Raw genomic sequence first — 20,684 nt, 5'->3', positions numbered from 1 at the left:
TATTCTATTTTTAGCAAAGGTTTAGAAAACTAAATCTTTTAAAGCTTATTTACAAAAGAAAAAATACAATGGCATTGCAGCGAAAGCAATAGGAATGATAATTCCGAAGATCCATACAGCTAAGAACCGGATGATCGGTACATATTTTTTATGATCAAATCCCAGTGTTTGAAAAGCACTTCTAAATCCATGAATCAAATGGAAAGACAAGGCTGCCATCGCTAGCACATAAAAGGCAACCAATAAAGGATTTTGAAAAGCGTAAGACACTTGCTTATAAAGGTCACGTGCTTTTGTTATTTCCTCACCATCTTGCGTAAATTTCTGATAATCTATAAAATCACCCGCACTGATCTCTGTTGCTTGCGTTTCCAATGTACTTAGATCCGTCCTATATTCAATATAAGGAACTTGATCATTGTGGAATTTCCACCAGAAGTTTGCCATATGTGTTGCAATAAAAACTAAGAGCACCGTGCCTAAGATGCCCATGTTTCTTGAGTTCCATGTACTGTTTTTGTTCCCTGCATAGCTCGCATAAGCTACTGGACGAGCCTTCTTATTATATATGGTCAAGATCAAGGCATAAATAGCGTGGATTATAATGGATGCATACAGAAGATAAGATACCGCTTTAATAGGCGGGAAATGGGTCATGAAATAGGCATAGTCATTAAATGCCTTACCTGCATCATCCTTAAATAGTTGGAGGTTACCAATCAAATGTACTATCAGGAATGTGCATAAAAACAAACCCGTTAAACTCATGATCAGCTTCTTTCCTAATGTGGAAGTTAATGCTCGATTAAAACTACTCATTTTTGCGTTATTTTTTAATAATGGTAGGCAAAGCTATTTATTTGATTTTAGAATGACATAAAATATTGTGCTAATTAATCAATTTAGAATGGTTCTAATCTCGCCCTATAAAAACGCATTACGTATTCCTAAAGCGCATTTCTTTAAATCAAAAAAGGATTCCTATGTATAGGAACCCTTCTTTCGTTTAAAGGTTATTGTAAGGATTGTTTACTTTAAAGGAAAAGCAGATTTATATCGTACTCCATCTTGTGTGATACCACTTATTTGTACCATTTCATTTTTACTACTTCCCAAGGCGCTTTCTACGTCATCAACGTTATTCACCGGCCGACCATTTATAGAAGTGATGATCGATCCCTTTGGAACATCATAAGCGGCGAACAACCCGTCTTTCCGTACATCAGATACTACAACACCAGAAGAAATATTAAATTTCTTTTTAATTTGAGCATTCGCAGGGATAAATCCTGCACCGAGTTTATTGTAAAGTTCTGCTGTGCTTCGGTCGCTTCCGCCATTAGGCTTTTCTGATTTGTTCGCATCATCACCCTTTAGGGTTACCGTAACTTCTTTCTCTTTGCCTTCACGTTTATATGTTAATTTGACTTTATCACCAGGGCGTAATCTTGCCACACGTTCTTGCAGGTCAGGACTTGAATAAATTACATTGCCATCTATTTTGGTAATAATATCTCCCTTTTTAAGTCCCGCAGCGGCACCACCTCCATTAGGTAGTACACTGTTCACATATAATCCGTTAATATCGGTTACATTTAGCCCTTTAGCTACTTCTGCATTTAGCTCTTGGAAGGTTACGCCTACGTAACCTCTTTTGACGCTTCCAAATTTTACAAAATCATCCGCTATCTTTTTGACCAAATTCACCGGGATAGCAAATCCGTAACCAGCATAATAGCCACTCTGCGACATGATTGCTGCATTGATGCCAACCAATTCTCCATTTGCATTTACAAGTGCTCCGCCGCTGTTACCTTTATTGATTACGGCGTCTGTTTGAATAAAAGATTCCACTGCAGAGCTTGCAGGAACATTATTCGGATCTCCGCCATCCTGTCTCCATTGCTGATAAAGTTCTTGACGTTGTTGATCTGCTAAAATACCGATAGCGCGGCCCTTAGCACTGACAATACCCGCCGTTACGGTCGATTGTAAGCCTAAAGGATAACCAACTGCCAATACCCACTCTCCAATATTTACGTTATCTGAATTACCTAACTTTACAATTGGTAAGCTCGTAGCATTCACTTTAATTAAAGCCAGATCTGTATTTGGGTCTCTTCCAATGATTTTAGCATCATATACTTTTTTGTTCGTTAACTCTACAGAAATTTTATCAGCACCTTCAACCACATGATTATTTGTTACAATGTATCCATCGTTTGAAATAATAACACCTGAGCCTGAAGCCTGTGCAGGTTGTGACTGTTGTCTTTGACGTCCACGTGGCGCGCCGAAGAACTCCTCAAACATATCTTGGAAGGGGTCTTCTCCTCTTGAATTCGACGATCGCTCATAAGTAGTTTTGATGTGAACTACTGCCGGTGCGACAGCCGCCGCGGCTTGTGTAAAATCTAAATTTCCAGTAGAAGCGCTGATACTGCTAGGATTGCTAGCATAGTGAAGTTGTTGTCTTTCTTCAAAAGACAACTGAGCGCTTTGTTTTTTTTCCAATAATTTATAACCTCCAACAGCCACCGCTCCACCAATTAGGGCTGTTAGTAATGTTAATCCAATCTTCTTCATTTTTTTATTTCTAAATTTAGCGGTTGTTTAATACTTTAAGTGCCGTTTATAAAAACCTCATCTGGCTATATTATTTTCTAGTACTTTTTCTTCTCGAAAAGAATATTCGTCAAAAGAAAATCGCCCGTCTTAATAAGCGTTTTTAAACATACCCTCGTTTTGTTTTAATCTAAGTCTGCAAACGTTGTATTGACTATTTCAAAAGTAATACCATTTGTAGGTCAAAGCCAAATTTTTGGCTTGTCATTTCTGTTAAAAAATGTTAAAGAAAACTTAAAAAACAGGATTTATATGAAAATATTACAAAGGGCTTATATAAGAGGTGTTTTAACTGATTCTTCCAGTTCCCGGTACCATGCTTCTCCGTATTTTCTTATCAACGGATCTTTTAGAAAACTATAAACAGGCACTTTCAGCTCTCTACCTAAGGTGCAGGCGTCATGGCAGATGTGCCATTTGTCATAATTTAATACATCAAATTCAGGATATTTTGTAATTCTTATCGGATAAAGATGACAGGAGATTGGCTTCTTCCATGCAATCTTTCCTTGTTCGAAAGCTATTTCAATAGCACATTTTGTTATACCATTTTCCCATGTCACATAAGCACACTCTTCATTGCCATTCACACATGGTGTAGTTAAATCGCCATCTTCATCTATTACGTGCGTACCAACCTGCTCAATCGTTTCGATTCCCTTTTCGGTCATATAGGGCTTTACACTGGGGTAAATTTCTGCTAATACAGCTAATTCATCGCGATCAAGTGGTGCACCAGAATCACCCTCGACACAGCAGGCTCCTTTGCATTTATGAAGATTGCAGATAAAGCTTTCTTTTATTATCTCTTCATTAACCAGCACCTCTCCTATTTCTATCATCATGGTTTTTACTTTTAACTTTTTATTACGACAACTTGTCGTTTTTTGTGACAACTTGTCGGCTTTTATTTGACTTTCTTTAACGGATATTTCAATCCCTTAACTCCCGTGAGCTCCAAGGTTACCGCTCCTATTAGAATATCTACCTGGGCTTTGACTGGAATCCTGTTTTCGTCATCTGTTACCCATAAATGAAGTTTGCTGTCTTTTTTGAATACTCTCCCAGGTTCAAGCGATGGACTGAATCGAAGACACCGTAATGTTCCAAGAGGAGTTTTGATGTTTTCTTTTCCTAAATAAGTTATATATAAGTAGGATAGCGTATCTTTAAGAAAATAAGACAGTTTAAATGATTCACCTTCTTTAACTCCTGAAAGATCTAAGGTTCTGGAAAAATAATAAGCAGATAACAGATCAAAGGTTTGTGACTCCTTGGCATCAAAGTTACCTCTTGTGGCTTCAATTTTTTTCTTTTCCTGATAGAAACGTATTTTATCATTTCGTCGATATTTTCCTTCTTTTATGTTTTCACTAAAAAAATAAGGTAAATATGTTTTTTGATCTATATACGAATCATATTGATCTCTTATATTATAGAAGACGCTAAATGCTTTAGAAGTCTTTCCAACAGCATTTAAATGATAAGTTGGTTTATTATCAAAAACAAGATCAGATGGTAACACCTTCAATACTCCTTCGGCGGCAGAAATAAATCCATATCTTAATCGATAGGTAAGTTCCTCACCAGGTTCAAAAACGCCATTTTTTAAATAAGGCACCGTTTGTGAAAAAGCAACGTATTGCTGAGCGATTATTAATAGGAAGATGAAAGCTGTTTTTTTCATGCTGTTATATTGCCCTAATCTATCATCGATACATGAGCCGGTAAATTACGTTTTGCGTTTAAAAATTGGCACAGTAGAACAAGGCTCACCATACATGATGCTCTTTGCAACCTTCGATAATTTATAGGTAAAGTTCACAAAAGCGGACGTTGGAATTTTTACATCACCACAGCCTTTGACAACAACGCGTTGATCTCGAAACCTTTCTAGGTCGAGCTTTGCTAATGCTCTTTCAAATAAAATATCTTCAAAGGTACCCTCGTCCCCAAAAAATAGTTCATTCGCAAAAGGTTCTAACTTGTTTGCAAGTAACATGTAAGCCCAGGTTGGTATAATCGCATCAGCGCTACAGGTAATTAATACATTCTTCCCCTGATAACTCGACCAATCTTTTTCTTTAACAAAGTCTCTGAAATCTTTCTCACGTAATATAAGCCCTTGAAACAGGTTATCTTTTATATCGTAAATTGATATTGTTGCATTAGATTTCAATGTTGCCAAATCAAAGCTTAATAAACCACTGTTGGCCACCTTATTTATAATGTTCTCTTGGATTTCCATACCGCTTTCCATATCCTATTTAACAAAAAAATCCGGATAGGGTTTAAACCTTATCCGGATACAAAGGTATAAATAAATAACTTTAATAGAATCTCACCCGATTGTCAGTAATTTCCGCCTTATCTAATAAAGCTTGAAAAGCTTGGTTCGCCGCGCGTTGTTTTACCTGTTGCGAAACCTGTTGTTTTTGGCGGTTAATATCTGTTAGTGCCGGCGGGTTTACAAAGTCTGTTGCCTCCACTACATATACACCTTGAGTTCCCTCAATTGGTTTGGAAAGCTGCTTTGGTTGTAGCCCAAAAACAGTACCTACTACTTTGTTTTCTTGTGCTACTCCTGGTAAAACTGGATTGGCAAAAACAATATTTTGCTCTGCTTTAGCTGTCTTTCCAACTTTTTGGGCAACTTCATTGATAGACTTTGCACCCTTTAAAGCGCCATTTAATTTTTGCTCCAATTGCGCGGCTTTCACTTTATTTAATACTGCCGGCTCAATTTCCTTTTTTACATCTGCTAAAGATAATTGTCCTTTTGGACGTATGCTGGTTAATTTAGCCACAACGTATTGGTTGTCCAATTCATAAACCTTGTCCGTTAAGTCTCCCTTATCTGCTTTGAAAGCCCATTTAATTAATTCCCTTGGTGACTCCAGATTTTGAATGGAAGGTTGCATCGGTGCAATATTCTCTGCGTGATCAACTGTTAGGCCTGCTTTTTTTGCTGCTTCATTAAAATCTTTACCGTTAGCCTTTCCAAAGAAATCAGAGGCTTTGCTGTATGCTGCTCTTAACGTTTCATTGCTACTGGTAACACTCTTGTCAATTATAGCAGCTTTTACCACCTTTGACATTCCTTTCTGTGCATCTACTTTGATGATATGCACGCCATATTGCGTGTTCAAAACAAAAACATCTCCAGGTTTAGCATTAAAAACAGCGTCTTCAAATGCTGGGATCATACTGCCGCGTGCAAAGGTCCCCAATTCTCCACCATTATCCTTTGTTCCATCTGTACCAAATTCAACTGCCAACGCCGCAAAATTTCCGCCATTTACAATAAGGTTTTTTATAGAATCGGCTTTAGCTTTGGCCTTGTCAATACCACCTTCTGTAGCTGGATTGAGTAATATATGACGAGCTGTTACAGAATCTGGACTATTGCGCACATCAAGCACTTTAGCAGATTCATATACACCATTTGTATAAACGGGGCCTACTGTCGTTCCGGCCGCAGCGCTAAAAACTAATGAATCTAAAGCGGGGCTCAGTGTTCCTTTTTTAATGTAGGCTACTGGGCGTTTTTGTTCAGAGTTGGACGCAGCGAATAAAGAATCGTTCGTACTGGTGGCCAGCTCTTTAGTAAGTTTAGTAACGGTTTCTTTGGCCAAAACAGTATCTTGAGCGGTAGGTTTTGCATTAAATACTACATACTCAAATGATCGTGTTTCCGCCTCATTTTTGAAAGAAGTTTTATGTTCATCGTAGAACTTTTGATAATCCGCGTCACTTGGCTTTACGTCTTTATCTGGCAAAGATGCGTAATCTAACAGAACATAACTGAAATTGGCAATTTTGTTTCGTTGGTTGTAATCCTCATTGGCTTCTAGCGAAGTAACGTACACACTGTTCTGTATAAGGTTGTTGTATTTCTGCTGAAGTTTACCTTCTTTCATAGCCTTTAAGAAACCTTCCCATTGGTTGCCTAGCTCGCTATTAGCCGGTTCCTTCGCTACGTTAGATAAAAATTGATTCAACTGGGCCATATCCACTTGGCCTGTCTGTGGATTGCCGAAATTCTGTACAATCATGGGTGAAGGGTTTTTACCGGTCACCATATCTTGCAGTTCATTTTTTCCAACACTTAAACCAATGCGTTCAAGTTCTTTGTTCAACAACAGACGTCTTAAATTTTGATTCCAAGCGTCTTCCACTGCATAGGCGCTCATCTGTGGGCTCATATTACCGCCCATTTGCTGACGCATATTGTTTGTACTTTGTTCCACTTGATTGTTGAAATCCTGATAGGATATCGATTCACCATCTATACTTCCTACTTCATTTTGATGCGAAGCCCAGAAAGGTGTTCCAAAACGAATAACATCTCCTAACAAAAATGCTACAATTGCTAAACCGATAATTACCACTATGATTATTCCCGCACGGTTCCGCAAAAAGGTCATTAATCCCATATGCTCTTTATACTAATTGATTGAAGGTTTTAAGTTCTATATTTATTTGCTTCTTAAGTATTTAAAAAAATAACAAATTTTTTAAATGAGGGCGCAAGATACAATTTTTACTGATAAAAAAGATATTTATGATAGCAAACTAAAATACATCTTCGTCCTTCGGATTATATACCCCTCTTAACCCGTTTATTTTTCTGTCTTCAAAACTTTCATCTGATTCAAAATAATTTCCCTGGAAGACGTCCTTATTAGGTGTAGTGATTGTTAATGGCATCGTATTATAGAAAATACGTTTATCATTATCCCAAAACAGCTCTTCTGATTTAAAGATGGTGCCATCGGCCATCGTAACTATTACGTTATGTCTCAGTTCTACTAAATTTTTCTTTTCAAAATACAAGCCATAGTTAGCTGTTACCCGCCGTTCTTCTTTTTTATTCTTATCAAAAAAAATCAATAGAATGTCTTTCGGGAACTCATAAAACGGACTATCAACATTATGTTTAATCATCTTTGTGGAGATGAGTTTTGCTTTCACCACGGCAGAATCGCTGTAAATAACCGTAACGCCGTAGGAGATGTCTACAGGTTCTTCTGCATTTATATTGGCTATACGTTCAACGTCCTTTAAATCATTTTCACATGCACTCAATAAAAATAAGGCACAAAACAATCCAACCATAACCTTTTTAAAAGTTATGGTTGGAATTTTATTTATAATATGCGTAATGACATTACCCGCCATTTAATTACTACTAATCATATCTATACCGCATAAACCAGCGGTCGTTTAACATGAAGGAAACCGTGAAATTGATATAATTTTCTTTTACCAAAGAATTGGACAGCGTGCCCCGTTGCCCATATTCAGCTGAAAGATTTATCTTATAATAAGCGTTAATTCCCTGTTGCGCACGGATAGGAAGACCAAGGCCGATGCTAACAGCCATGTCTTTTATATTTTGGTTATTAATATTTAGATACGTTTTGTCGTATCTTAAACCAAATCGGTAATCTACTAAATTCAAATAATTTAGAGAGGTAATATCTGGTGTCCATTGACCGCCAATACTTGCGCCATAACTATTATCAAATTTATATTCAGCAGTGTTAATAGTGGCGTTACCGCTTGATTTGAAGTCCGACCAAGTAGCATAACGAACATCGGCTCCCAAAAGCCATTTATTTGCTCTATTAATGCTAATACCAAAACTATGACGCATAGGAAGAGTTAGTTTTTCTTCACTTCCTTCATAAGAATAAACAGAATCGAGTATTGAATTAATCGTTCCATCACTAACATTGCTGGAAATGCGGGTAACGACCTGCGATTCTATCGAGTTGAGTTTTGTTCCAAGGCTATTGGTATAACCAACAGTTAACAACGTTTTATCGTTTAGCGCAGTATGATATTGTACACCCAAGTCATAGTTGAAACCGTATATGTCACGTTTGTTTTCAATCCGGGTATTTGCTGTTCCTAACTGATTTGGAAATTCAATACCGCTGATATTGTTCAGTTTTCCAAATAGGTAAGAAATGTTAGCCCCAACACTGAAATTCTTGGCTACCTGAATACCATAGCCAATATATGCTTTGCTGATTCCTCCCTCACCTGCAAAAGCTCTATTTGCTTTAGCTGTATCTGCTGCACCAAAAGACATAGGTGTAGAATAATTATATCCCATATCTGAAAAAGGCATCAAACCAAAGCTGAATGCTGACTTTGGTGTAATGGGAATGGCAAAGTTAATATGGTTTAATGCGAAGTTTCCACTGGCCTCAGTTTTTCCGTCTCGCTTCAAGATGGTCCTATTCATATAGGCACCTATATCGAAGGTTGTCAAATGTATATTGGAATAAGATGCAGGATTTGCAATATTAATGTTACTATATCCTCCTAAACCTCGTACGCCGGCAGAGATCCCTCCCATCGATTTAAATTGTGGAAGCTGGTCTCCTCTTAAAAGGCCTAAGCCAAAAGCTGAATAGGGTGAACTACTATTTGATTGTGCACTAGCTGTTGCACTAATGCAAATGCCAACGATATAAAGGTATTTCTTAATGTTCAATCTCATGCGGATGTACAATTCATGCAGTATATGCTACTTTAAGTCTGCAAAGCTATTTATTTTTTAGTTGTGAAGCGCGGTGTTTTTGTTAAAAAAGGTTAAAAGACACTGTTTTAATCGCTTAGAAAAGTTGGAAATATAAAATGGCGATGAGTAATAGTGCATAAACGCTTTCATAAAACCATCGTATTCTAGCAAAGTTGAAATAATAAGCCATATAAATAGATATTGGTGGAGCACACATCAGAAAGTGAAATTCTGGCGTGTCGGTTTTCAAATAGAAGGAAATAATGCCAAATATAAACATGAAGAAAAGCAGTTGAAAAGACTTCCTTACATGTACTACGCTTTTATAAAAATTTTCCCGTAGTGTATTAAGAAATAAGGCCAATACCAACGCCAACGGTAATAATACCCAGTAGTCATAAATGTCTATATTAAAAGAAGTTGGAAAAGGCTTGGTTAAGGGAGTCCAAATGGCATAAAACTCATTTAGTTTATTATTCCAAAGATAGATGACACCCAAAATAAAATAAATTGTAGCAAATCCTAGTAAGCCCGAGATCCATTCACGCCAATCAAAGGGCCTGAAAATTATCAGCGCGATCCATAATAATGGAAACATAATAATGAATGGAAAGTAGAATAAGGTTCCGACAGCCACTAACATTCCCAAATCGAAAAGTGTTGATTTAACTTCCTTTCTATGGTAAGTTTTTAGAAGTTTATCTATCATCCATATCAGAAAGAAGTTACACAATAAGGTAGGCGTAAGTGCTAAGAAAGGTAAAAGTAAACTTGCTGTGGTAACATACATTAATGCTGGTAGAAAGGTTGGCCTCCCAAGAAGGTTATGGTTATCAACAATTCTATTTAATACCAATGCCTGCGTAACAGTAAGGAACAGTGTGATTAGCACATTTGACTGTGGAGTTAAGGTAACGGATTCAAAATTACCTAGAAAAGAGGTAATGGCTGGTTCAAATAATATTGGATGGAAAGCATTTGGCAGATGGATGAATGCCCCGATACAAAGAATCAGTGCTATGGCAATTAAAAAAGCCAGATTGGCGGGCGTAAACCTCCTAAATAAATTAATCATGCAAGGATGCTTTCCTCTATTTGTTAAAAAGTACAATATTAACACAAATGCTTGGAGAATGGAAATTTTGATGACTGGATAGGAGATATCTTTCCTAAATCTTTACAGGAGACTTTTGGAATACAGCCGAGCCATTACTATTTACATAAAAGAGTTGAGCGTGAATCGTATTATGTGTGCCTTAAATTACTATTAAGTCTCCGTTTTTAAGAGCTCGAGGAGTTTATTAATATTAAGTTTATCATTTAGATCTTCGTTTTCCAAAGGATCGAGCTCATCATTTTCGTCCTGAAGGGCTTCTTGATGGTTGTATCTGTATATACTCCAAGTATTATTAGCGTATTCTAGTGCGGTTAAATTTTCTACCCAATCACCTGAATTAAGATACGTAACTTTCCCTTTATCTGTAACGATCTCTTTAATTTCAGGCTGATGTATGTGACCACAGATTACATATTGGTATCCTTTATCAATAGCTAAATCGGCACAAGTAGTTTCAAAGTTATTGATAAATTTAACAGCATCTTTAAAGCTTGCCTTTATTTTTTTTGAAAAACTCATCTTTCCTCGTCCGAGTTTTGCTAAACACCAGTTGACAAAACTGTTTAGTAAAATTAGGGTATCATAGCCAATAGCACCCAAGCGGGCTAGCCATTTAGAATGCTGCATCGTGACGTCAAAAATATCTCCATGAAAAATCCAAGCCTTCCCCTTTGGCAAGGGAAGTACAAGTTTATTAAGAAGCTGTAAGGAGCCTAAATTAAAATCAGCAAATTTACGAAGCATCTCATCGTGATTACCTGTTAGGTAGTATACCGGCGTGCCTTCTGCAATAAATTTTAACAACTTTCGTACAACCTTCATATGGCTTTCGGGCCAATAACGCTTGCTAAATTGCCAGATATCGATGATATCTCCATTTAAGATAATCTTTTCAGGTTTAATGCTCTTAAGATAAGTCAAGAGTTCCTTGGCGTGGCATCCGTAGGTCCCTAAATGGACATCCGATATAACAACTAATTCTACGGGACGTTTTGACATCAAAGTTCAAACTTTGTACACAAAGTAAACTATTTGTTGTTAATTGATTGTTAAGTAGTTGTTATTTTTACTGCGCCTTTTCTATCCCTATATTTCGTGTTGAATTTATAGAAATATCTTTCACAGCGTGCCCTTTTTTATAGCTGTTCATACTATTAAAGATGACAACTGGCCTGAGGTTCCGTACCTTTACCATCTATAAGGACTGATTACTGTTGTAATGATACGAGCAATTGAAAGAAGAAACGTTTTGAGGGTTATAACGCACCTTGCCACAGGGAACTTAATGAAGCCAATTTTATGTAAATCATTTAAAGCTTCTTGTTAAGATGGCAAAGCTGTATTAAATTTTTTTATCTTTGTACCTTTTATAGCATTAAACGCCGTTTGCAGCGGTATCAATGAAAATATGAAAGCATATCAAACATTGCTATACTATTGTTATAGCCCTATCGAAAACGCAGAAGAATTTGCTGAAAAACACTTAGCGTTTTGTAAATCTTTGGAATTAGTTGGCAGGATCATTGTGGCCAATGAAGGTTTAAATGGAACGGTTTCAGGAACTAGAGAGGCCTGTGATGCATATATGCAAGCGGTTCATGCCGATCAACGTTTTGCAAAAACTGATTTTAAAATAGATGAGGTAGATGAACCTTCTTTTATTAAAATGCATTGTCGGTATAAAGCCGAAATTGTGCATTCTGGCTTAAGGGACCCTCAAATTATTGACCCTAATAAACGTACGGGGATACATTTGGAGCCCCAAGAGTTTATGGAAATGAAAGATCGAGACGATGTCGTCATACTAGATGTTCGTTCTGACTATGAACATAATGTAGGCCATTTTAAAAATGCCGTACGTTTGGATATTGAAAATTTCCGGGAATTTCCAGAGAGGATTAATGAGTTAGCGCAGTATAAAGATAAGAAAATACTTACCTATTGCACTGGCGGAATAAAATGCGAAAAAGCTTCTGCTCTTTTGCTGCATGAAGGGTTTGAGAACGTTTATCAATTACATGGCGGCATTATAAAGTATGGCAAAGAAGCTGGCGGAAAAGATTTCGAAGGCAAATGTTACGTGTTTGATAACCGCGTTTCCGTAGAAGTTAACAATGTAAACCCTTCGGTGGTCTCCACTTGTTTTAACTGCGGTGCTACAACAAGTAAAATGATTAATTGTGCAAATCCTGTCTGCAATGAGCACTTTACACAATGTGATGAATGTGGATGGAAAATGGACGGTTGTTGTTCAGAAAACTGTAAATCTCATCCCCGTAAAAGACCCTATGATGGTACCGGTTACTATGTGAAAATCCCACAAGCTGTTAACCTTAGTAAGCGTAAGTCTAAGAAGTTTGCTGTAAAGAACTAAACAAGGGATGCGCAGTAAACCGATCATAATACTGGGCTTTTTTATAACCTTGGTTTTTGTTTCGATGCCTGCGCATGCCAAGCTTGCGAACCCCTCAAACATCGCTTTTAATCAAGAAGGAACATCTTCCGCTCAAGAAAACATTCAATTTGCGGGCGCACCGTTGGTACAGAACTTTACTAAATCAGCATATGAGGCAGGCAATCAAAATTGGTCTGCAAGTTGCGGCTATAACGGTTCCATGTACTTTGCTAATAGTGATGGTTTACTATCATTTGATGGACAGCATTGGCAGTTGTCTACTATGCCGCGGAAAATTATTGTGAGAGCTGTTGCAGCTGGAAAAAAAGGTGGAATTTATTCAGGCGGATTCGGAGAATTTGGTGTTTGGGATAAGAATAAATTTGGGCAATTGGCATACCGCTCGTTAAGTGATCAGTTATCCGATAAAGATAAGCTTCATGATGAGATCTGGAAGATTTATGCGGATGATGAAAAAGTTTTATTCCAATCGTTCTCCGCTATTTATACGTACCAAAATGGTAAGATAAGCGTATTAAAAACAAAAGATCCTTTTCTTTTCCTTTATCAGGTGAATGGGAGGTACCTCATAGAAGTTATATCAAAAGGGCTTTTTGAATTTAGCAAAGGCAAGCTTATAAAGTTGGCAGATAAAGAGCAATATGGCAGTTCCATTATACTTTCTATTTTGCCGTTTGGCGCTAAAGGTCTCCTTATTGGCACCGCTCAAAAAGGACTCTTTGTCTTAGAAAATAAACAGGTAACGCCATGGGCCAATGAGGCGAATAATGAGCTTCAACAGTTTCAACTGAACAATGGACTAAAAGTTTTAGGTAATCATTATGCCTTTGGTACTATCCTGAACGGCGTTTACTTACTTAACGAGGAAGGTAAGCTGGTTCAGCATCTAAATAAAAGTAACGGGTTACAGAACAATACCGTTTTAAGTTTACAAAGTGATAAATTTCAAAATATTTGGGTCGGCCTCGATAATGGGATTGATCGTATCGAAATTAACTCCCCCATTTATTACTATGACGATAGAGCCGGTATTTTAGGGACAGTTTATACCTCGAAAATTTATAAAGGCAACATTTATATTGGCACTAATCAAGGTTTATACTATAGTAGTTGGCCGGCTACTCACAACCGATTTAACTTTCGTTTAATGGAAGGATCGCAAGGACAGGTATGGGATTTGTTTCAGGTAGGCGATGAACTGCTTTGCGGACATAATAATGGAACCTTTAGAATCAACGGTAGCAAGCTTGAGTGGCTGTCAACCGTTACAGGTGGGTATTCACTGCGCCCTATGCAAGATAGAGATGACCGCTTGATACAGGGAACTTATACGGGTTTAGCCATATTCAATAAGGTCCAAAAAGGATGGCAATTTGATAAAAAGATAGGCAATTTCAATGAGCCGGTGCAATATTTGGAACAATTAGCCGGAAATAGGTTATGGGTGAGTGGTTATAAAGGCCTTTTTTGGTTGCAACTTAATGCGCAGCAAGATAGCGTTAGGCAACAAAAGAAATATACAGAGAAGGAAGGTTTACCCAATAGTCCTTATATTAACGTGTTCGACCTCGCAGGGAGAACCGTGTTTGCAACCGATTCGGGATTCTATCTACACGATGAAATCGCAGATCGGTTTCATGCTTATACACAGCTCAATGAGCGATTGGGGACCTTTGCGAATGCAAATAAGGTAGTTGAAACGGGTGACGGAAAATATTGGTTTATAAGAAAGGGACATATTGCGCTTGTTAATTTTGGAGAAGGCGGAAAAGTGGCTATTGATTCTACGCGCTTCAAAGCTCTGAGTAATCGCATGTTGAGCTTCTATGAAAATGTGAACAGGCTAACACCCAATTTATCATTAATTAGTTTGGATGATGGTTTTGCCTTATATCGAAAAACTACTATACAAAATCAAGTTAAATTGGCCGACCCTTACATTCGGCGGTTTGAAGATATAGCAGACAGTACTGCCAGGTTGATTGCTTTTAACACGGCAGAAGAACTAATTTTAGAAGCCAAACAAAATAATATTCGTATTACTTATGCTTTGCCCTATTTCTCTAATAATGATGTACAGTTTCAATATCTATTAGCGGGCAATTCAAAGAATTGGTCTGCCTGGAGCACCCTCACCCAAAAGGAATTTACTAATCTGGATCCAGGGAAATACATTTTCAAAGTGCGCGCCAGTATTAATGGGCATGTCACGCCAGTGAATGAATTAACATTTGAAATTGCTGCTCCTTGGTATAGGAGTGTTTTGGCTTGGGTCATATATACAATATTAGCTTTAACAGCTTTATATGGTTTACGACGGTATTATCTCTATAAATTGAAAAGGCATCGTGATGATGTCCATCAAAAAACGTTGCACGAGCAAGAAGAGCGGTTACAGAAAGAAATGTTTGAAAATGAGCAGCGTTTGTTTAAACTGAAAAATAGCCAATTGGAGAAAGAATTAGCCAGTAAAAACAGGGAGCTGGCTAACTCAGCGATGAACATTGTGTATAAAAATGAATTGCTTAATAATGTACATGATGAGCTGCTACAGCTGAAGGATAATGAAGGGCGAAAATTATCTGGCGACCAATTAAAAAGAATAAGCAAAATCATTGACGATGCCAGAAGTGATGAGCGCGATTGGAATCTTTTTGAAGAAAGTTTTAATGAGGCACACGAGAATTTTTTTAAAAAACTGAAAAATAATCACCCTGAATTAGTACCTAATGATCTTAAACTTTGCGCATATTTACGGATGAACATGTCTAGTAAAGAGATTGCATCCCTCCTTAACATTACTACCCGCGGTGTTGAAATTAGAAGATATAGACTTCGGAAAAAACTAAACCTTGAACACGACCAAAATTTAACCGAATTTTTAATAGAGCTGTAGTGTAAATGTAGCATGGGTTGAATATTAATCCCGAAAGCGGATCAGCAAAGTTGTCGAAGTCAGTCTGAAAGTAAAACATCTATCACGCACCCTTTTTTCTCAATCATCCGTTCCTTTATTGAAAGGCTTTTTTCCTGTTGATTGAAAAATGACAGGAAAAATTACTACATCATTACCTCACTTTCAGGTATGTGTACTTAGTACACATATGATTCCTAAAATGAGAGGTTTTAATGTTTATCAACTATTTGTTTTACAGATTGTTATGGTTTTTTCTGTTTTTAATGAGCAGGTGTTTTGATAGATGATGTATAGATGTATAGGTTGTTTTTTTCTGTTTTTTAAAACAATAGAACACCTTTGCTCTGTTAACCATAACAAAGTGAGGGTGTACTCACTAACAGAAAACACAAACACACGGGATGTGTTAAAACTATATTAAAAATTTATAACCAATCAAACAAATTGCTATGAGGTACAAATTTACGTACTGCCTGATGGTTTTATTTATGTTCTTTGCTGCTGCATCCTTTGCACAGCAAGAAATAACCATACAAGGTAAGGTGGTTGACTCGCTCGATGGAAAAGGAATTCCGGGGGTGAGTGTTTTAGTAAAAGGAACCACCAAAGGAACGCAAACGGATGCGGAAGGTAATTACCGAATTGTCGCCCCATCGAATGCCACCTTAACATTTAGCTTTATAAGCTATACCCGTCAAGAGAAGCCCGTAGGCGGTCAGGCGATCATCAATGTAACACTTGCAAGCGCTAATGAACAGTTGGACCAAGTGGTGGTGGTAGGGTATGGAACACAGAAGAGAAGCCAGATTGTTGGTTCAGTAAGTTCTGTGAAATCAGAGGAAATAACCAAACAACCCGTGTTGACAGCGGCCCAAGGTCTACAAGGTAAAGCCTCCGGTGTACAGATTAATGCATCCGGCCAACCGGGTTCGCAACCGCAAGTGCGTATTCGGGGTGTGGGATCCGTTACAGGAAATCAAAATCCGATTTATGTTGTAGATGGTGTAATTACGGATGATATTACGAATATCAATAACTCCGATATCGAATCTGTCGAGGTTCTGAAGGACGCTTCAGCCCAAGCTATTTATGGTAGTAGGGCTGGTAATGGGGTGATCTTGGTTACAACGAAATCCGGCAAGACGGGGAAAATGAGTATTAACGTTAATAGTTATGCAGGTTTTCGTAGTATGACTAATAGTGTAGATCTGGCAGATGGACGATCACATGCTATATATACAAATGAGGCCATTACCAATACCAATCGACTAACTGGTCAAAGTGATCCGGTAGTTTTCGACCCGAATAACCTACCTACACAAACAACCGATTGGATGGATGAGATTACGCGACAAGGTCTGGTTCAAAATTATGACGTAAGTGTTAGTGGCGGAACAGAAAAGACAAACTATTATTTTAGTGGAGGTTACTTCGGAGACCAAGGAATATTAAATGGTGCCAAATACGATCGCATAACGGCAAGAATAAACAATGAGTATAAAATTGCTCCATACTTGTCTGTTGGGCATAATTTGACTGTGACGCATAATAAGAATGAGAACAAACCAACTAGCACATTCTCTTCTGCTTATCGGATGTCCCCATCAGCCCCTGTACGTAATGCGGATGGTTCATATGGTTATCTTAGTGCCCTTAACGTAGGCAATCCGGTGGCAGCCATTGATTATACGAACGATTTCTCTAATAGTACGCGTCTGCAAGGTAATGCATATGTGAATGTTAGGCCACTTGAAGGACTTACTTTACGAGGAGATTTCAATTTTGATAAGACGGATGGAAGTGGCAAAATATATGCTCCAGTGTATAGTGTGTTTAGTGCGCAACAAAACAATCGGTCTTCCTTAAATGTGATTAATCAGAACCGCTTTTATTATATCATGAACATGCAGGCGACATATTCGAAAACTTTCGCCGAGAAGCACGAACTTAATGCTACGGCGGGCTATTCGTTCGAAAGAGATCGTGCGGACCGGTCTAATCTCCGGATTTCGGATGTTCCTAATCAACGGAATTTGTGGTATTTAAATCAAGGAGATCCTAGTACATTAGTAATTGTTGAACCGGAAGCTAATACCGCCAATGGGGGAGATTTAATTAGAAGAGTATCGTACTTTGGTAGAATGACATATACTTATGATAACCGGTATAACATAAGTGGATCGCTAAGAAGAGATGGGTCTAGCTCGTTTCCGGTGAATAATAAATGGGGTACCTTTTATTCCATTGGTGGCTCGTGGAATATAACCAACGAGAGTTTTATGAAAGATCAAAATCTATTTGACAATTTAAGGCTGCGTGTTGGCTACGGACAAGTGGGTAATGATATCTCCATTGCCAATAACAATTTGGCAGTTTTACAAGGGCTGGCCCAAACAGGCTATTATGGCTTTAGTTATCCCGATTTTCCAATTTCATTGGGTCAAACATTTAATCAAAGCCGAGATGCGTTGGCATCATGGGAAACCACCAAAGGAATAGATGCAGGACTGGAGTTTGGGATGTTGGATGGTCGCTTATCCGGAAGCTTTGGTTATTACAATAAACTAACAGAGGCTTATATTCCAATCCGACTACCTGCCCTCGCTGGGGACGCAGATAATACGCTTTATTCTCAAGGAGCAAAGGTCAGGAATAAGGGCTTTGAGGCTGCATTAAATTGGGAAGAAAGAAAGAGTGATGACTTTTCTTACCGTCTTGGCTTTAATGTGACCTTCAACAAAAATATTGTCGATGAGGTAACTGGAAACTTTCAATTAAGAGGCGGTAGTCTTGGGAATGGAGAAATTACAACGCTTTCTAAAGTTGGTGAACCAATTGGAAGTTTCTGGGTGTATGAAACGGATGGATTTGATGAAAATGGTAATTTCCAATACAAAGATGTAAACGGTGATGGACAAATAACCGAAAGCGATCGCGTATTTGTCGGTTCTTATCAGCCCAAGACTTATTTCGGGTTCAATGCGGGAGTAAACTACAAAAAGTTCGATTTATCATTTGATCTTTATGGCAATCTAGGGAATAAAATTTTCAACGGAAAGCGTGCTGTTCGTTTCGGTAATGAAAACGTTGAAAATGAAGTTTTTGAAGGCAGGTGGACTCCAACTAATACAAATGCTTCACATCCCGCTGCTCTAAATACTATACCTAGACCTTCTACCTATTATGTTGAGTCAGGAAACTTCTTAAGAATAAATAACATCACACTAGGATATACATTCGATAATCAGAAGCTAGCTTTCTTGAAAGATAGCAAATTGCGGGTGTTCGCTACGGCGCAAAATCCATTCGTATTTACATCGTATAGTGGATACACGCCTGAAATAGCTGGTGCAGCCTCAAGCAATTCACCTCAAGGCTCAATCGCTACGTCTGGTTCAGCGATAAACTCCGGGATTGAGCTAAATGTTTATCCTATCTATTCGACCTACATGTTTGGTTTAAATTTGACATTCTAGTATCATGAAAAAAAATATTTTTGTTATTAATATAATAGCTGTTTTAGCGGTAATGATTATCGCTTCCTCCTGCAATAAGGAATGGCTAAATCCAGATCCGGAGAATATTGCTTCTGGTGAAGATTCAACCTATGCAGACCCAGCAAATGCGGCGCGCTTTGTAACAGCCGCTTATACTAATTTGCTCACGTGGGAGCAAAGCTCATTCGCGTGGATCGGTACTACGAGTATCATCTCTGATGACGCGGATAAAGGCAGCTCGCCGGGAGATTTAGGGACAGACAAAGACCAATTGGATAATTTTACTTTTACTGCTACCACACCATCATTTAAGGACGGCTGGAATAGTAATTTTTTAGGAATAAGTTACTGTAACCAAGCACTGGCAAATGTGCCATTATTTACTATTGAGGATGCGCTTAAAAACAGATATTACGCTGAAGTACGATATCTAAGAGCATTTTATTACTTCAATTTAGTCAGAATGTACGGAAATGTTCCTAAGCTTGATAAAGTTGTATCCGATGACGACGCTCAATCACCGGAGTTATTTAAACAATTGCCTCCCGACTCGATTTATGCGTTCATCAAAAGTGATCTTGAATTTGCGTTAAAAACATTACCGAAAAATACGGAATACGAACCAGGAAATATTGGACGAGCAACGCAAGGTGCAGCGGCCGCATTATTAGCGAAGGTCTCTATGTATCGCAAAGAATGGGAGAGGGCTTATTCTTTAACTGATAGCATCGTCAATGGAGCAGTTGGCAGTTACGCACTAGTAAACGACTACCGTACTATTTGGCGAGAAGTTGGAGAAAATTCATCGGAGTCGCTTTTCGAAATCCAAAGTACAGGGCAGCAGAATGGAAGCGTGCGGCAATATTCACAAGTACAAGGGATCAAAGAGGGGCAATTCAATGTTCCAACAAGTCAAGTGTTTCAGGGATGGGGATTTAATACACCGAGCGCTGATCTGTATAATGCTTACAGCGAGGGCGACGTGAGACGCGATGCCACCATCATCAGTGTGGGTAATACACTTTTTGACGGTGTGGTTGTGAATTCAGCATTCAACCCACGGTATAACTACAAGGCCTATGTTAGTATAAGACAGGAGACACAGGGTGGAAGTACAGACTTTAGTAATAAGAACATCCGGATTTTGCGAATGGGTGAGATTTATCTAATCCGTGCGGAGGCTGCAAATGAGTTAGGAATGTCAGCCGAAGCTTTAAATTCGCTAAATGCCATTAGAACACGGGCGAGAGGTGATAACCCCAATGCTGTTCCTAATATTACTCTTACAGATCAAGGACAGTTGAGACAGCTCATTTGGAATGAACGCCGCTTAGAACTGGGCATGGAACATGATCGCTTTTTCGACCTTGTAAGAACAGGTCGCGCAGGAGAGGTGTTGCGCGCACATGGGAAAAATTTTGTGGACGGAAAAAATGAAATTTTCCCAATTCCACAGGATGAAATTGCAGCCAGTGGAGGTGTTTTGGTGCAAAATCCAGGCTATTAATAATTCAAACAAGTCCTAGAAAGTCTAGATCGATCCTGGACTTGTTTTTTACGCTTCATATCAGATACAA

14 protein-coding genes are annotated in these 20,684 nt (G+C 38.2%); 4 read left to right on the top strand and 10 right to left on the bottom strand.

The annotated features are described in order from the left end of the window. Window positions 1–45 precede the first annotated feature (45 nt). The 10 genes from BMY50_RS14635 to BMY50_RS14590 form a co-directional block, all read right to left on the bottom strand. A complete protein-coding gene (locus tag BMY50_RS14635; protein ID WP_093326004.1) occupies window positions 46–819 on the bottom strand; it encodes a succinate dehydrogenase cytochrome b subunit in 774 nt (257 codons plus the stop codon). A gap of 210 nt (window positions 820–1,029) precedes the next feature. After that, window positions 1,030–2,586, bottom strand: a complete 1,557-nt coding sequence (locus BMY50_RS14630; RefSeq protein WP_093326001.1) for a Do family serine endopeptidase — start codon at window positions 2,584–2,586, stop codon at window positions 1,030–1,032. 311 nt (window positions 2,587–2,897) lie between these two features. After that, on the bottom strand, window positions 2,898–3,467 hold the full coding sequence (locus BMY50_RS14625) for a DUF3109 family protein (protein WP_093326497.1): 570 nt from the start codon (window positions 3,465–3,467) through the stop codon (window positions 2,898–2,900). Between the two features lie 65 nt (window positions 3,468–3,532). Next, window positions 3,533–4,312, bottom strand: a complete 780-nt coding sequence (locus BMY50_RS14620) for a DUF3108 domain-containing protein (RefSeq protein WP_093325998.1) — start codon at window positions 4,310–4,312, stop codon at window positions 3,533–3,535. Between the two features lie 45 nt (window positions 4,313–4,357). Continuing rightward, window positions 4,358–4,873 (bottom strand): DUF2480 family protein, encoded by a 516-nt coding sequence (locus tag BMY50_RS14615; RefSeq protein WP_093326496.1) that lies wholly within the window; start codon window positions 4,871–4,873, stop codon window positions 4,358–4,360. Between the two features lie 82 nt (window positions 4,874–4,955). Further along, window positions 4,956–7,061: a peptidylprolyl isomerase gene (locus BMY50_RS14610; protein ID WP_093325995.1), complete on the bottom strand. Its 2,106-nt coding sequence runs from the start codon at window positions 7,059–7,061 to the stop codon at window positions 4,956–4,958. 139 nt (window positions 7,062–7,200) lie between these two features. After that, a complete protein-coding gene (gene lptC / locus BMY50_RS14605) occupies window positions 7,201–7,806 on the bottom strand; it encodes an LPS export ABC transporter periplasmic protein LptC (RefSeq protein WP_093325992.1) in 606 nt (201 codons plus the stop codon). A gap of 10 nt (window positions 7,807–7,816) precedes the next feature. Continuing rightward, window positions 7,817–9,139, bottom strand: a complete 1,323-nt coding sequence (locus BMY50_RS14600) for an outer membrane protein transport protein (RefSeq protein ID WP_093325989.1) — start codon at window positions 9,137–9,139, stop codon at window positions 7,817–7,819. A 115-nt stretch (window positions 9,140–9,254) separates the two neighbouring features. Continuing rightward, a complete protein-coding gene (locus tag BMY50_RS14595) occupies window positions 9,255–10,235 on the bottom strand; it encodes a DUF6427 family protein (RefSeq protein ID WP_093325986.1) in 981 nt (326 codons plus the stop codon). A gap of 192 nt (window positions 10,236–10,427) precedes the next feature. Beyond that, window positions 10,428–11,276: a UDP-2,3-diacylglucosamine diphosphatase gene (locus BMY50_RS14590; protein ID WP_093325983.1), complete on the bottom strand. Its 849-nt coding sequence runs from the start codon at window positions 11,274–11,276 to the stop codon at window positions 10,428–10,430. A 409-nt stretch (window positions 11,277–11,685) separates the two neighbouring features. Between BMY50_RS14590 and trhO the strand changes: the two genes are divergently transcribed. The 4 genes from trhO to BMY50_RS14570 all read left to right on the top strand — a co-directional run bounded on the left by trhO (window position 11,686) and on the right by BMY50_RS14570 (window position 20,614). After that, window positions 11,686–12,651, top strand: a complete 966-nt coding sequence (gene trhO / locus BMY50_RS14585; RefSeq protein ID WP_093325980.1) for an oxygen-dependent tRNA uridine(34) hydroxylase TrhO — start codon at window positions 11,686–11,688, stop codon at window positions 12,649–12,651. Window positions 12,652–12,658: 7 nt separating this feature from the next. Then, window positions 12,659–15,589: a ligand-binding sensor domain-containing protein gene (locus tag BMY50_RS14580; protein ID WP_238383777.1), complete on the top strand. Its 2,931-nt coding sequence runs from the start codon at window positions 12,659–12,661 to the stop codon at window positions 15,587–15,589. Between the two features lie 470 nt (window positions 15,590–16,059). Continuing rightward, window positions 16,060–19,086, top strand: a complete 3,027-nt coding sequence (locus tag BMY50_RS14575) for a SusC/RagA family TonB-linked outer membrane protein (protein WP_093325977.1) — start codon at window positions 16,060–16,062, stop codon at window positions 19,084–19,086. A gap of 4 nt (window positions 19,087–19,090) precedes the next feature. Further along, window positions 19,091–20,614, top strand: a complete 1,524-nt coding sequence (locus BMY50_RS14570) for a RagB/SusD family nutrient uptake outer membrane protein (RefSeq protein ID WP_093325975.1) — start codon at window positions 19,091–19,093, stop codon at window positions 20,612–20,614. The last annotated feature ends 70 nt before the right edge of the window (window positions 20,615–20,684 follow it).

It is taken from the genome of Olivibacter domesticus (genome assembly GCF_900109575.1).
Lineage (GTDB): Bacteria > Bacteroidota > Bacteroidia > Sphingobacteriales > Sphingobacteriaceae > Olivibacter > Olivibacter domesticus.
The sequence above is the reverse complement of the archived record's forward strand: the minus strand, read 5'-3'. Positions and strand labels throughout refer to the sequence as shown.